This window comes from Massilia sp. CT11-108 (assembly GCF_047302915.1).
In the GTDB taxonomy this organism is placed as follows: Bacteria; Pseudomonadota; Gammaproteobacteria; order Burkholderiales; family Burkholderiaceae_D; genus Telluria; species Telluria orientalis.
Genome location: NZ_JBKYMO010001113.1, coordinates 1 through 702 on the forward strand (window position 1 = coordinate 1; position 702 = coordinate 702).

General features: G+C 67.9%; 1 protein-coding gene. It reads right to left on the reverse strand.

Translation table 11 applies throughout. The features are described 5' to 3' along the window. On the reverse strand, positions 1-702 hold a 702-nt coding region (locus ACEN88_RS33465; protein ID WP_413346642.1), incomplete at both ends, for a calcium-binding protein.

Here is a 702-nt window from a genome sequence, read left to right on the forward strand (position 1 = left end):
TGACGAGCTTGTCCGTGTTGCCCCAGTTGTCGGTCGCCACGCCCGTGACCAGGTTCACCGCCACGCCCTTGCCGGTGGGTGCCGGGCCGCGGTAGTCGTCCGAGTAATTGGCGCGGTCGCGGCCGTCGCCGCCGTCCAGCGTGTCGTTGCCGCTGTTCCCGGTCAGCATGTCCGAACCGCCGGCACCCGCGATGCTGTCGTTGCCTTCTTCGCCCCACAGGTAGTTATCCTGCGCGTCGCCCGTGATGACGTCGGCGAAGCGGGAGCCGGTCACCTCTTCGATGCCGACGAGCTTGTCCGTATTACCCCAGTTGTCGATGGCGACACCCGTTGCGAGATTGACCGTCACGCCCTTGCCGGTAAGTCCGGTAACGGGGTACTCGTAGTTGTAGTTGACGCGGTCGTGGTCGGCGCCGCCGTCGAGCGTGTCGTTGCCGGCGCCGCCCGTCAGCTGGTCGAACCCGGCGCCGCCCGCCATGCTGTCGGCACCGTTGCCGCCGTCGAGCCAGTCGTTGCCGGCATCGCCGGAGATCGTGTCGTTGCCGTCGTCGCCGTTCAGGCTGTTGTCGGCCGCGTTGCCGGTCAGGACGTCGCCGTAGCGCGAGCCGGACACGTCCTCGATGCCGACGAGCTTGTCCGTGTTGCCCCAGTTGTCGGTCGCGCTACCGGTCGCCAGGTTGACGATGACGCCCTTGCCCGTCG